12 protein-coding genes are annotated in these 14,611 nt (G+C 38.5%); 1 reads left to right on the top strand and 11 read right to left on the bottom strand.

The genetic code is table 11. The features are described 5' to 3' along the window. Positions 1-195: 195 nt before the first annotated feature. The 10 genes from MKY65_RS07470 to MKY65_RS07425 form a co-directional block, all read right to left on the bottom strand. Entirely contained in the window at positions 196-288 is a 93-nt protein-coding gene (locus tag MKY65_RS07470) for an SDR family oxidoreductase (RefSeq protein WP_339185158.1), read from the bottom strand. 991 nt (positions 289-1,279) lie between these two features. Further along, on the bottom strand, positions 1,280-3,397 hold the full coding sequence (locus tag MKY65_RS07465; protein WP_339183682.1) for a penicillin-binding protein 2: 2,118 nt from the start codon (positions 3,395-3,397) through the stop codon (positions 1,280-1,282). Positions 3,398-3,923: 526 nt separating this feature from the next. Next, entirely contained in the window at positions 3,924-4,646 is a 723-nt protein-coding gene (locus MKY65_RS07460; protein ID WP_339183680.1) for a dihydrofolate reductase family protein, read from the bottom strand. 62 nt (positions 4,647-4,708) lie between these two features. Further along, positions 4,709-5,350 carry an SDR family oxidoreductase gene (locus MKY65_RS07455; protein ID WP_339183679.1) on the bottom strand — a complete coding sequence of 214 codons (642 nt, stop codon included), beginning with the start codon at positions 5,348-5,350 and terminating at the stop codon, positions 4,709-4,711. A 126-nt stretch (positions 5,351-5,476) separates the two neighbouring features. Then, positions 5,477-6,751 carry a diaminobutyrate--2-oxoglutarate transaminase gene (gene ectB / locus MKY65_RS07450; protein WP_339183677.1) on the bottom strand — a complete coding sequence of 425 codons (1,275 nt, stop codon included), beginning with the start codon at positions 6,749-6,751 and terminating at the stop codon, positions 5,477-5,479. A 153-nt stretch (positions 6,752-6,904) separates the two neighbouring features. Then, on the bottom strand, positions 6,905-8,155 hold the full coding sequence (locus MKY65_RS07445) for an ATP-grasp domain-containing protein (protein WP_339183675.1): 1,251 nt from the start codon (positions 8,153-8,155) through the stop codon (positions 6,905-6,907). A gap of 345 nt (positions 8,156-8,500) precedes the next feature. Next, positions 8,501-9,223 carry a RibD family protein gene (locus MKY65_RS07440; RefSeq protein WP_339183673.1) on the bottom strand — a complete coding sequence of 241 codons (723 nt, stop codon included), beginning with the start codon at positions 9,221-9,223 and terminating at the stop codon, positions 8,501-8,503. Positions 9,224-9,282: 59 nt separating this feature from the next. Beyond that, positions 9,283-10,137, bottom strand: a complete 855-nt coding sequence (locus MKY65_RS07435; protein ID WP_339183671.1) for an aldo/keto reductase — start codon at positions 10,135-10,137, stop codon at positions 9,283-9,285. Between the two features lie 114 nt (positions 10,138-10,251). Then, a complete protein-coding gene (gene yidA / locus MKY65_RS07430; protein WP_339183668.1) occupies positions 10,252-11,061 on the bottom strand; it encodes a sugar-phosphatase in 810 nt (269 codons plus the stop codon). A 140-nt stretch (positions 11,062-11,201) separates the two neighbouring features. Beyond that, complete coding sequence (locus MKY65_RS07425) at positions 11,202-12,314, bottom strand: sorbosone dehydrogenase family protein (protein ID WP_339183667.1); 1,113 nt, start codon at positions 12,312-12,314, stop codon at positions 11,202-11,204. Positions 12,315-12,556: 242 nt separating this feature from the next. Between MKY65_RS07425 and MKY65_RS07420 the strand changes: the two genes are divergently transcribed. Next, positions 12,557-12,970, top strand: a complete 414-nt coding sequence (locus tag MKY65_RS07420) for a MerR family transcriptional regulator (RefSeq protein ID WP_339183666.1) — start codon at positions 12,557-12,559, stop codon at positions 12,968-12,970. Positions 12,971-13,070: 100 nt separating this feature from the next. On the opposite strand, the gene MKY65_RS07415 is transcribed toward MKY65_RS07420, so the two are convergent. Next, positions 13,071-14,243, bottom strand: a complete 1,173-nt coding sequence (locus tag MKY65_RS07415) for an MFS transporter (protein WP_339183665.1) — start codon at positions 14,241-14,243, stop codon at positions 13,071-13,073. Between the last annotated feature and the right edge of the window lie 368 nt (positions 14,244-14,611).

Below are 14,611 nucleotides of genomic sequence, written 5' to 3'. Positions count from 1 at the left end.
GTAAATAGTAATTATTACGTTTTAGGTTTTTTATCTGATAGCCGCAAAGATTAATCCTACCTGTGATAAAAAATATGTACAATAAAAAATAGAAGGTTCCTGTTCCAGCTGCAAACATTAGAATCGTCAAAGTAAAACCAAAATCATGGACACCTGCCCCAAGTAGAGTCAAATATCCATGATTGATAAGCTGCTTTATTTAATTGTAACGCCGCCATCCACAGCAATAGACTGCCCGTTAACAAAGCTTGAATTTTGACTGCTTAGCCATAATACCGCGTCGGCAATTTCATCATCCTAACCTGCTGTTCTGATTCCCCTTCACTCAACCCTGGAAATGCTTGAATTCCGACGAAGGATATAATACAGCCATTCCTATTTCTGTATAAATTTTTAATTCCCATGTCTTTTTTGAACAAAAATCAATTTTAACAGCAATCTCTCCCAATTAGGAATAAGTGCAGAAAAAAAGAATCGGATTAACCTTTTCATATTAATCCGATTCTCTCTATGTATGTTTCTCACTATGAATTACTTCCACTAAATGTGACTCTGACTTTGTATGTCCATGGATATCACAATAATACACGACGGTTTTTATTTTATGGAAAATATCACAGGTGCGTGTTTCCCTGAGGAAATTTTTCCAATAAGTATATTCATGTGTGTCAACGTGGATTATTTCATAATTAGTGCTTGATATTTCCCAATTGTGTTCTATTTCATCTGTCGTCGTGTCTCCCTCAATAATTTCTGCTCCTGCTTTAGGCAACCCTATTGAGAAGTATAGAATAAGCGTAAGCCCTATTGTAAAAAAAATATTTCTCAATTTCATCAGCCCTTTTACCATTTTATTTAATTCAATAATTCTTCTATGTAATTTAACCAAGCTAATGAGAAATATACCCCTTATTCGACAAAAATGGACAGATGCCTGGCACTGTAAAAACAGTACCATGATTATTTATGAATCTGTTTTTTTATAGAAAAGAATATCTCCGGCGGCTTGTTGCTGTTATCTCGTTAATGTCGGCTGTGTAATTTTTAATTTTTGGCAGCTTTCGTGATACTTGTTTCTGAAGCAATCGTTAAAAAGTATTTAATAATTCTTATCTCCAAATTCCTCTCACAAATTACATAATATCCAGCTCAAAGATTAGAAAGCTAACCCTAATCATTTATAAACCGTGATGTGGTTAGTTCACATCACGGTTTACTATAATTTCTAATATAGTCTTTTTATCTTCATCCATATAATATAGGAGATAGTAAACGTTGATTATTCTTCCTCTTCATTATCACTATCACCATCAGAATCCTCAGCTTCTTCGTCGTGATCTTCTTTGACTTCAAAATAGGAATCTAAAACACGTTCCCCAACTTTTAAGTTAATCTGATCTCCTTCACCAATTCCAACATGCGGTACAACTACTGCAAAAGCAATTTCCGGATCATCAAATGGTGCATAGCCGACTAAGGTTAAATTATTGAGGTCAAACCGCTCTCCATCAACAAATTCCGCTGACTCTGCTGTCCCTGTTTTTCCAGCCGGGTTATATGATTTATCATCGAAATAATCATTACCTGTTCCTTGTGACCCTTGATAGGAAAGACGAAACCCGTCCTGCACACGACTGATTTCATCATCTGTCATCTCAATTCGGTTCATCGTCGTTGTATTGGACGAATAATACAATGGGCCAAGCTCATCCATGGAAGCAACTGGATCACGGGCTTCCTTTAAGAAATGAGGCTGAACACGATAGCCATCATTCGCAATCGTGGATACATACTGAGCAAGCTGCATGGTCGTATACGTATCATACTGCCCGATGACAAAATCAAGTAGATTCCCTGGATTATCAGGAACCTGTCCTCTTAATCCAGTACTCTCATATGGAAAGTCCACTCCTGTAGTCGAACCGAGTCCGAATTGATTAAAATAATTTTGCAGGGTTTGCAAGGTTTCACCCATGTTTATATCTAAATTGGCATTTCGCGGCATCGGATGACGATAGTCTCCCCCTAACCGCAAGGCGACATAGAACATATAAACATTGGAGGACCTTTCTAAGGCTGTTAAATCATTGACCGTTCCCATATCTTGAACCGACCTTTTCACTTCCGATCCTGCCAGCCGCATCGGTGCATCGTTAAATGTTTCCCCGGGAGAAATAACTTCGGAATCATAACCGGCCAGAATTGTTGCCCCTTTAATACTGGAACCAGGCTCATGCGCGTTAGCCAACGCTGTAAACCCGGCATTATTATTATATTCATCATTCTCGGTATCATATTCTACACCAGAAGTGGCTAACAGTTCTCCCGTTTTCGGATTCATAACAACAGCATAGGCATTGGTTGCAAACCGATTTTCATATGGGCTGCTTGCTTTCATGGATTGAAATTCATCTAATAAAATATCATCCACTTCCTGCTGAAATTCTAAGTCTGTCGTTAATACCAAATCTTTTCCACGTTCGCCGTCCACAATCGTTTCTGAACCGATAATCGATCCATTTTGGCTTGTCGTATATTGGATTTGTTCTTTACGACCGCGAAGGAATTCTTCATATTGCTCCTCAAGTCCACTTGTACCAACACGATCGTTCCTGCTGTACCCCATTGTTAAGTACGCATTCAAATCTTCTTCAGGAATACCTTCTTCCTGACTGGAGACATTGCCTAGAATACTTGTTAATGTATCTCCATTTGGATAAACACGATCCCAATCTGTGCTGGCATTGATTCCAGGCAGTTCATCTAAATTTTCAGCTACTGCAGCATATTCCTCTGCTGTAACATCTTCATTTTTGACAACCTGCGGGGTTAGAGCATAGGCACTATCCAATTCTTTTTTTATCGCTATGATCTCTAATTCATCATCTGTAAAATCGGCAATTTCTTCATCTGTGATTAATTCCAGCGTGGCATCATACACCTCGGAATTCTCCATTTCTTCTGTATTGACCGTCTCTAACCTCTCTTCTATCTCTTCCTCATGATGCAATAGATAGTATTCTCTTCTATCTCTGTCTGTGATTCGATCGATGGTTTGTTCATCACCCATATCGATATATTGGGCTAGCTTCTCAGCTACTTCCAGACGATCCTCTGCTTGTACATCATTTGAAGGTGTATACGTAATAGAATACATTGCTTCATTATCTACAATAAGTTCTCCATTGGTATCATAGATTTTCCCTCGGGGTACAGGTACGTTCGTTGTATCTAAATTCGTCCTCTGAATTTCATCTTGATACGATTCTCCATTTAAAATCTGAACAACGCCTAATTGAAGTACGAGTGCAGAAAATAATAGGAAGATGGCAAAGAAGAGGATATTCATACGTATCGAGAGCGGGGCACGTTTTTTCTTGTTTTTTTTGTCTGCCACTTTTCCCCTCCTTGTTCTATTTCAAGTATATTATCAAATGATATCTTTCTTGAAATACTTTGTCAGCTGATTGAGCAACAAATTTAAAATAATTCATTCTGCTGATTATTCCCATTTCAGATTGTAAAGCTCAAGTAAGCACATATCAAGTTAACCAATCTGTTTTAATATTTTCAGAAATTTCTTTTTAATATTGATGAGCTTTATCATCTATTTAATACCTCTTTCCTTGTATAAATAAACCCTGCTTTATAAAAAATCCCTTTATAAGGTATGAGGCAGATAATTTTCTAACCTGATTCAATATAAAGGGATTACGGAAAATATGTTAAATAATGCTTCTTCTATAAGTTGAAATAAAAATTCAGCTTACCAGGAAACAACTTACTATTTTTATTAATAGTCGATAATTTAACTGCCGGCTATCGGTATTATCTGTTAAAGATACATTTTTAGATATTTTCTAGTTTTCAAATCGTTCATCAGCCTCTGTTTAGCTTGTACTCAAAGCCAGTTATGCTTGCTTTTACTTCTTTTTCACAGTATAGCGTATCCACAATGTATCATGTTCTAATTCCTTCACAGACTTCAGCTGAAAAGCGGTTTCTTTTATGTTGGAATATGGTTCTTTTGCGACAAAAAAGCGATGCGCACCTGGGTCACCATTTGCAATAGGAGCTAAGATAACACTAACTTCATCTACCAATCCAGTTTGGATAAATGACCAGTTCATGGTACCTCCGCCCCCAACCATCATACGTTCGATGTGGAACAGGTTGTAGAATTTATCCAGCATGATGTCATAATCAATTTGCTCTTTTCCAGCAATGATGTAGGATACCTTTTTCTTCCTGAGAAAATCTTTATATGCATTGGATGCTTGCTCAGTTAAAACCTCCACAATATGAGAAGAAACGCCGCCATAGCCAAAGGTATTATCTTCAAAAGCCAATTCTCCCCGAGGGTCTATCGATAAATAATACATGGGCGCATCAGCGTCCGCTACATAATCCCCTTCCGGAACAAGCGGAGCTTCTTCATCTAACACAGGAGTCTTGTAATGGGTGATTCCGTCTTCTGTAGTTGTCTTCCCATTTAAATATCCTTGTATACCAAATTGCTGCTTTTCAGGGTCTAATGCAATTTCTTGATATTGCCTGCTTGCTTCTTCAAACTCTTTTAAATTCATAATATCCAAATTACCATCAATCGATGTATGTGTGTGTATAATAATATAAGGTTTATTCATCGTTTATCCCGCTTGTAATTAAATCGGTATGGACTGTCATTTTGCTACATTCTTTCATTCTTCTACCGATAAGCAGCAGGCTTGTCACCATCTGTATTTGGCTGACTGATTCCTACATTTTCCTTTTTATGACGCTCGGGGCTTGCAACAATTTCTGAAATAAATTGTGCAATACTGGCCCTGGAAGTCTCTGTACCCTTGTACGTTTCCCCTTTTGCCGTCAATTGAAAGTCTGTGATTGGCTTATTTGTCAGCCAGACAGGACGCAGAATGGTATAATCCAGTGAAGCATTTTCGATAGCCTCCGCTGCTTTTAGATTAACCGGGCGCGTTTCCCCCGTCATATTATAATCCCAGGAATTGAAAGGTTCAGGCAATTCATTATAAATACCGCCTGCATTGATTGTGATAATTCGTTTTACATTTACTTCTGTCATCGCCCGTACCAACGTCTCTGTGGTATCTCCTAAATCCATCCCGCCCATCGTATTGACAACCATATCCTGTCCTTGAAGCGCTGCTTTTAATCCTTCTAGATCTCTGGCATCACCTTCTACTACCATCATGTCTTGGGTTGCGATATCTTGTACTCTCTCAGCCTGGCGTAAGAAGAGTGTCAGCTTGACGTCTTTTTGTTCTTGTAAACGCGGGATGATTTCTCTAGCGGAACGGCCATTCGCGCCAATAATAATGACGTGTTTCATGAAGGTATCCTCCTTTGGCTGGTTATTTATCATCGTGTAACTGGCTATAAAACTCCTGCATCAAGAAAATAGGCAAAATTTTATTTCTAAGCGGGAATTTTTACAGCCAGCAGCTTTCTGATTGCTTCAGCTCTCCTGAAGCAATTCTGTCATGCTTTCCTCAAGAATAGATATTCCTTTTTCTATCCCCTCTTCGTCAATAATCAAAGGAGGCAATAGCTTAATCACATCATCATTTGCTCCGGAGGTTTCAATAATCAGCCCTTTTTCAAACGCTTTTTTTGTTATTTTTTGAGCAATATCAGGGTTTGCGCAAGCGATTCCCTGCATTAACCCTCTTCCTCTTAATTCTCCCTCTATAAACGGATATCCCCTGATTAATCTAGCTAACCCCTGCTTTATCGCAGCTGCTTTTACTAGAATTCCAAGCCCAAATCGATTATCTTTCCAATAATTTAAAGCTTCGGTTGCAGCTACAAATGCCAGATTATTTCCTCTAAAGGTACCGTTGTGTTCTCCCGGACGCCACTTATCCCATTCTGGTTTAATCAATGTAATTGCCATCGGTAAGCCTATTCCTCCAATGGACTTTGATAGACATACAATATCCGGGTTGATTCCTGCAGGCTCGAAGCTGAAAAAAGTACCTGTCCGGCCACAGCCGGCTTGAACATCGTCTACGATTAATAGAATATCGTTCTCTTTACATATTTCTTCGATTTCTTGTAACCATGCGTAACTGGCTGTATTCAATCCGCCTTCTCCTTGAACGGTTTCTAAAATGATAGCGGCCGGCAAATCTACTCCGCTTCCACTATCCGAAAGAAATCTTTTTAAATACGCTATTGAATTTTCGTCTTCCACATAGTTGTCAAAAGGCATGATCGTAACATTATTTAAAGGAATGCCGGCTCCTTTGCGTTTCATGGCATTACCGGAAAGAGAAAGCGCACCTATCGTCATCCCATGAAATGCATTACTAAAACTGATAATATTTTCTCTGCCGGTTACTTTACGGGCAATCTTGATAGCACTTTCCACTGAATTGGTACCTGTCGGGCCTGGGAACATTACTTTATAATCCAACTCTCTCGGGCGGAGTATGACTTCATTAAACTGTTTTAAAAATTCTGCCCGGGCTGAGCTCCCCATATCTAAACTATGGATGATTCCATCGTTTTTAATGTACTCTATCAATGCATGTTGCATTTTTTCATGATTATGCCCATAGTTTAATGCTCCTGCGCCAGAGAAAAAATCAATATATTCTTTTCCGTCTGAATCCCATAGATGATATCCTTTTGATTTTTCAAATACAGTCGGAAAATTCCGGCTGTAGCTTCTGACTTGAGATTCTAACTCATTAATTGTGTCTAATGCAGATTGTATATTTACGGACATGTAATCCAACTCTTTCTTTTTTAATTTTGTTGCTTTGTAATTCCATACCTGACGATACAAATGTCTATTGCTAAAACTATTTCAAAGATTTCATTTATTTCAAACCGATCCCAACTATGCTTGGCCCTATAGTTATTGTCAGTTTATCCTTTCTTAAACGATTCGGTAGTCCAGCTTATTTTCCATCCTGCTGATTTTATTCATTACCTCTTCATACCCGCTTCCTCTTACAATGGCAGTTGCCAGATAACAAGATTCAAAATCCGTTGGAGGCAGGACGACTTCATCATGAATTTGTTTTACAGGAATAATCAAAATAACATCCTCATCTTCCATGACGTCATCCAAACCGCGTATATCGGTAATAACGCCTTCTTGGTCAGCCAATATTTCATAATGACATACGCTGTATTTGCTGATTTTATCAAAATCTGGCCAGCTGTCTTTGATGCTATCACCAACTGCTACTTTTATAATAAACTCTAAATACGACACACCCGAAGCTTGTTCAATTACGTGCGATGCAATAAAACCTCCCGCAGGGCGCCCTGCCACTTCTATTACTTTAAAACCGTCAGCTGTTACCCTGCCTTCCAAGTGAAAAGCACAATTATTGAATCCGAGTTCCTTCACCGCTACTTCTGTACGTTTCTTTATATTGCCAACGGTTTCATCGTCTTTTTCTGAAGGGAAAATCTCCATATAATCCAATGAATAATCAGCTGACACTAAATTATCAGCAACTCCTGTAATATATACGTTATTATCCTGGACCACGCCGTCAATCGATACCTCTGGACCATCCAAATATTCTTCATAGATATATTCGTTTGGATAGTAGGTATAAATTTTATCTTCTTCAGGCGAGGTAGAGGCAAGCATGACATCATATATTTCACGAATATCCGTTTCCGCTTCTATTTTAAAAATGCCTTTACTCCCTGCTGCGCCGACTGGCTTAAAAATAGCTGGTGTTCCAATTTCATCAAATGCTTCCTCCAAATCATCAAAGGATTGAACCCGTCTAAATTTCGGACAGATCCCTGGAACCTGACTTAACGCTTCCCGCATGAAATATTTGTTTCTCGCCCTTTTTGCAGCTTCCACACTAATGGTCGGCAAGCCTAATTCGGAACCGATTTTTGCCACCAGCTCCACATCTTTATCTGACCAAGTTAATACCCCGGCAATCGGGTGGCTTTTCGAATAATTTGCAGCTGCGTTAAAGGATACTTCCATATCATACGTATCTGTTAAGATGAGGTCATCAATCAGCCCTTCATCTAAACCAGGATCATTATCCGCCATTAAAGCGATCTTAAATCCTAATTTCTTTGCAGCATAAATTGGTTTCATTCTCTCTACCTTATAGTTTCTTATATTTACAAATAGCAACGTCTTCAAAATAGATTTCCCCTCTATATATGGACTAGACTCCGGCCGATTAAGGTGTCTAGCCATTACAGTTTATTTGACCCGTTTTTTGCTCATTTATATGCGTTCAATGATAAAACACAAAAGAAGCTTCTCAATCCTATTTTTCAACTAAATACCTCAACCACAATGCGTCATCCTTCAGCTTTTCAACATGATCCAATTTGAATGTTACTGGCGTATTATCCGCATACTTGCTGTCTTCAAATAAAGAAGGCATATCACCATACAATATACGGTTTTGACATGTTCATTTCCTCCTCTCTAATTAGCATTCCGTTCAGACCCCCCTGAATGGATAATTCGTTTACTCTTTTATTTCTTTACTTTATAGCGCAGCCAAACGCCGCCATTTTCTCTTTTTTCTACATGCTCTAAATCAAATGCAACAGGAATGTCTGTAGACAACCCTTCCTTCGTTTGGAACAATGCGTGCGTAGAAGCAGAGCCATCGGCAAATGGCGCCATCATGATACTTACCTCATCGCAAAGACCGGCTTGAATAAAAGACCAATTCAGCACAGCGCCGCCGCCAAGCATTAACGTTTCAATCTGAAATAAATCTTTTAGCTTCTCCATTAATAGCTCGTAATCGAGTGTCTCTTCCCCCACAATAACGTAAGAGATATTTAATTTTCGGAGCATGGCTTTATATTCATTGCTGGCTCTTTCTGTTAACACCTCAATAATATGCGCCTGCGTATCCCGGTATTGCAGACTGTTCCTTTCCCAGGCCAGTTTTCCAGACGGGTCTACCGAAACATAATACTTAGGAAGGTCTGTTTCTACGATATAATCCCCTTCTGGCACAGGAGCTGCATCTGTATCTACATTTGGTTTCCTATTCTTCGTAAAAGCAGCCTCTGAGGTTGCACGTCCAGACAGCCAGGCTTCTGTTTGATAATGGGCATTTTCTCCAAAAGCTATGTTGTAAAAATCCAGTGCATTTAAGCCTCTGTCTGGAAGCTGTTTATGCGTTCCATCAATTTTCCCGTCAATCGAGGTAATCATATGGCAAAATATATATGGTCTGTTCATGTTAAAATCTCCTTTTCATTGTTTTACTAACAAGCAAATAATCTAATTAAAATGCAAGCTCACCATAAAGCAAGCGGCTGCTTCGAGACTGGTTTTGGAAAGACAGCGTCTATTTGCTCAAGATCCTGCCGGGTTAATTGAATGTCAGCTGCCCTTACATTATTTAATACATGATCAAGATTGCTGGATTGTGGAATAGCAATGGTTTCTCCATTTCGGATACACCAGGCTAATAAAATTTGAAAAATATCTGCTTGATGTTTTTCGGCAATTTCCTTTAAAACGCTTTGCTCTGTTAATTTAGTGCCGGAGCTATCATGCCGGTCAACCGGAGCATAAGCAATAACAGGCATTTCCTGCTTGCTCATTACGGGAACCAGATCATATTCAATTCCCCGATCTGCCAAATTGTAACGCACTTGATTTGCTACACAATTTGAGCCACCAGGAAATGTCTGTATTTTTTTAATATCATCTGTATCTAAATTAGAAACACCCCAGGCCTTGATTTTGCCTTGATTTTTAGCTTTTTCCAGTGCTTCCACCGTTTCTTGAAGCGGGATGTTTACTTGCCAATGAAGCAGGTATAGGTTCAAATAATCCACATTTAATCGTTTTAAACTATCATCCAGACTAATTGGCAACTGCTTTTTGGAAGCATTGGAAGGAAGCACTTTGGAAATAAGAAACAAATCCTCCCGATTTTGAAGATAAGGCTTGATGGCTTGAGCCACCAAGCGTTCAGAATTCCCGTTTCCGTACATTTCTGCGGTATCAATAACTTGGACTCCATTATCCAGACCGGTTTGTATTGCTTTTATTTCCTGATCAAATTTATTTGACTTATCTCCCATATTCAACGTACCTAAACCGATAGGAAACACTTCTCTTCCGGCAATTTTTACTTTTTTCATCAGTTTTCCCCTCCAAACTTTCGTATCAAATTAAAAATCGCTATACAGCCTGACTCGTAAATATAAGGTTCTATGAGGAGCAGTTTCACATGGATCTCAGCATTCATCGCTAAATCAATTTAACACCAGTTTTTCAATGGCATAAGCTACTCCATTTTCATCTTTAGATAATGTCTGAAAGTCTGCAGCAGCTTTTACAGCTGGAGTTGCATTTCCCATTGCTACTCCGCAGCCGGCATATTCAATCATGCTTAAGTCATTTCCACCGTCACCTATAGAAATAATTTCTTCCTTTTTAATGGATAGCTTTTCTGCAAGCTGTTTGATGGCATTGGCTTTACTTACCATAGGATGAAGAATTTCCAAATAGAATGGCGTACTTTTAATCATCATATATTTTTCCTTAAATGTGTCGGGGATGTTTTCAATAATTCTATCTAAGCGTGTCTCCTCTTCAACAAACATAACTTTGGGAATAACAATATCTTCCGGTGTTTCTGCCATTGGGCGATAATAAATCGGAAGTCGATTAGAATGCGCCTCATAGATGGTGTACAGGTTAATCATTTTATTAGGTGTATACATATTATTTAAGTCAAAATAATGCATTGGTGAATCTAGGGTCTTACTTAGTTCATATAAATCGTTTAAGTCACCGTAAGTTAAATCATTCTGTACAACCACTTCCTTCGTTTGTGTATTTTGCACAAATGCTCCATTGAAAGTAATGACAAAATCGTTTTCATTATTTAACTCTAATTGCTCAATAAAAGGATTGACACCAAATATTGGTCTTCCCGTACAAAGCACAATTCTCACACCTTTTTTTATAGCAGCCTGAATGGCATCTTTAACTTCTTTGGTTATTTCCTGGCGGCTATTAAGAAGTGTTCCATCAATATCGATTGCAACAAGCTTATACAAAAGAAGTCCTCCTTATTTTTAATTCTTTCCGTTTCCTTAAGTGAATAGCGGGTTCCATACGAGCCGGGCACCTGTGAATGATAGAAATTATTTAAAGATAGTCTTCCATAACAAATGGTCGGCATAATAGCCGCAAGCATTTATTCTAATTCGGATAGCGCAATTCGATAAAGCCTGTCATCACTATTCTCCGGCATACCTCTGCCATCTTCATTATTACTTACAAAATAGAGATAATTATCCTCAATCCGTACATCCCGGATTCTTCCCAGATCACTTATTACTTCACGATAGTCTTCTGTCTCCAAATCAAATTCTAAAACCGCCTCTCCTCTCAGCGCTGCCACATATAATGTTTCGTCATCATATGCCATCCCGGAAGGCGCCCAGGTTTCTTCATTTCCAGAAGTGAACAAAGGAGAGACCAAACCTTCCTGCTCTTCTTCTCCTTCAATAATCGGCCAGCCATAATTTTCACCAGCTTCAATTACGTTTACTTCATCATTGGCATTATCCCCATGCTCACTGGCATACATCGTACCATCTGCAGACCAGGTGATCCCTTGCGGATTGCGGTGGCCAAAGCTATAAATATAGGAATCCGAAATAGGGTTATCATCGGGGATGGAGCCATCCAAATCCATTCTTAAAATGTTTCCGCCTAACGAATTCTCGTCCTGTGCCAGTTCCGGATCAGAAGCATCTCCCGTGGTTGCGTAAAGCATTTCATCCGGTCCTATTTGAAGTCTTCCTCCATGGTGATACGCACCGCTTGGAATTTGATCGAGCAGTAAATTATCTTCTCTCCACACATCATCTTCCAATTGAAGGGTTACAATCCGATTAAATTGTCCTCCGTCATTTTCATAGGTATAGTAAGCATAGGCTTGATTTGATTCGGAAAAATCAGGAGCAAGTACGAAACCGAGTAAGCCCGCCTCTGAAGCTGTTGAAACCTCATGCTCCAGGTCTACCTCCTGTCTTTCTGCTTCACCATCATCTATTCGGACAATACTTCCAGTTCTTTCCGTTATATAAAAGGTATCCTCCACCATCTCCATCGACCATGGCACGTCCAAATTTTCTGCTATAACTTCTAACCCTTCTATAGGCGCCGTTAACGTTTCCTCTTGAGCATCTTCTCCTTGATTAGATGTATTTTCATTATTCGTTGGTGCGGGTTGCTCATCATTTGCAGAGCAGCCAATCAGAAAAAGGAGACCAAATAGATACCCTGATATTATTTTCTTCATTCGCATTACTCCTCTCTTTTTGAAGTATTTTAAGATAGATAGTATAATTTCAACTCATTTTTATTAAACCCTCTATCCCTCCTTATTTTGTTGGAAATAATGTTAACCCATAAACCTAACTTTAGGTCAATTCATTTGGTTATATTTTAGAAAATTCATTTTGACTCTTGGTAATAAGTGTGTTAATGTTTTTTTTAAACCTCAAGTTAACTTGAAGTTTAGATTAGAAAAGAGGGGATACAATGACATATTCTATTGGTGAAGTTGCTGAAAAGTTAAATCTATCTGTACCTACCTTGCGTTATTATGATAGAGAAGGATTGATTCCTTATGTGGAACGCACAGATAATGGAACTCGGATTTTTAAGCAATCCGATATCGATTTATTAAAAGTAATCCAATGCTTAAAGGTTAGCGGAATGGCAATCAAAGATATCAAAACATTTATAGAATGGGCTTCTGACGGAGATTCAACGCTTCAGCAAAGATATGATTTATTCTTGAAACAAAGAGCCGCGGTAGAAGAACAAATGGAAGAACTGAAAAAAACGATGGATGTTATTGAACATAAATGTCACTATTATAAAGTGGCCGTAGAGGCTGGAACAGAAGACATCCATAAAAATAAAAAGATAGGCAATACTGTTTTTGATTAATGAAAATCCTCTATGCTTCACGAGTATGAAGTACAGAGGATTTTCATTTTTTCAGGTTCCTTAACAGCGGCTCTCTAGCTTAATAGTTTCAATTGAATTATCATGCATCAACTGCATCAGCTGTCGTTTTAGTCAATGTATTACGAAGCACAATAAATATAAAACCGCCTATTAATGCAACAACACCGACAAACAGAATTTCTCTCGTTCCAATTTGCGATATAATCATTCCTGCTACAGCCGTTCCAATCGTTGTACCCAGGTTAACAGATGTCAGGAACAAACCGTTTGCGAAATCTGGAGCTTTTGGAGCAGCAGACATAATCCAATACTGGTTGATGTTTGCACCAATTCCCCCCAGTACCCCCCAGAATAAAATGATAATAGCGGTGGGAACTGTCATTTCAGCGACAGGGTAGAAAATAAGATAAAGCGCAATTAAAGCAATCGGAAAAATAGTTACGGTGCGAATAGGGCTTTCCGATAGTAATCTGCCTGCTATAATGTTTCCTAAGATATTCGCCAAACCATATACCAGCAGCATCATACTGATTAAATTGGACGACATATTTGTTACTGTCCCTAAATATTCAGCAAGATAACTGTAAACTCCGAAGATAGCTGCATTGATAAGCAGAACAGCAAAGATGGAAAGCCAGGTAATTCCTTTGGTTAATATTTTCAACTGTGAACCATAGGATAGTCTTTCCGTAACCGGCATAGACGGCACCAAAAAGATCGTTGCAATTAATGTAAAGATATTAACGATAGCAAAAAAGGCCATGCCCGCTTGAACAGAAATTGCATCCGCAATAAAGCTGACGATTGGAACCCCTAATACCATCCCTGCGGAAACTCCAATAAACACTTTGGAGATTGCTTTCGGTGCTTCCTTTTCACTTACAGATGCCCCGGCAACAGATAAAGCCATCGAAACATAAAGCGGATGGAAAAAGGCCGGTATCACACGTGAAATCAAAGCAACCGTAAAGTTAGTTGTAAAGACGGAAATAATGTTACCGATAATGAAAATAGTCAGCACCAATAACATGATATTTTTTCGGTTCATGCCTGAAAATATTAACGGCATGGTTGGTCCGGCAATCGCAATCGCTAATGCAAAAAGACTCACCAATAAACCAGCAGTCGGAACACTCACATTAAAGTAAACTGCTAAATCCGGGAGTATGCCGATAACCCCCATTTCGGTATTGATAATACCAAACACACCAACTGCTAATATAAATATAAGTAATCCTTTAGAATTCTTCATAAAATTTTGTTCCACTTCCTTATTGATTCATAGAGGTAAAAATTTTTAATACATTTCCCTTCATGCAAAGATATAAAGAAATAATTTCTATCAATAAAATATAAATGCATATTTATAAATAAAGTGTTATAAGTTCTTTTTATTCAAATAGATATACTTCTTTACCACTAATAAAGTTATATCATTCCAGTACAATGAGATGTCCTGACTTTTGCTTTGCCATAATTGATACTACTGCAGCAATAAGTAGCTTAGGATCTTTTTCAGCAAGCAATTTCGATGTTGCCTCGCCCCTACTGGATGCACCTATAATTAACCTCCCTTTTTGGATTATTTTCTTTTCAATAACATCATAGAATGGTATGATT

Origin of the sequence: Oceanobacillus sp. FSL W7-1293 (genome assembly GCF_037969815.1) — a bacterium.
GTDB classification, from domain to species: domain Bacteria; phylum Bacillota; class Bacilli; order Bacillales; family Amphibacillaceae; genus Oceanobacillus; species Oceanobacillus oncorhynchi.
The sequence above is the reverse complement of the archived record's forward strand: the minus strand, read 5'-3'. Positions and strand labels throughout refer to the sequence as shown.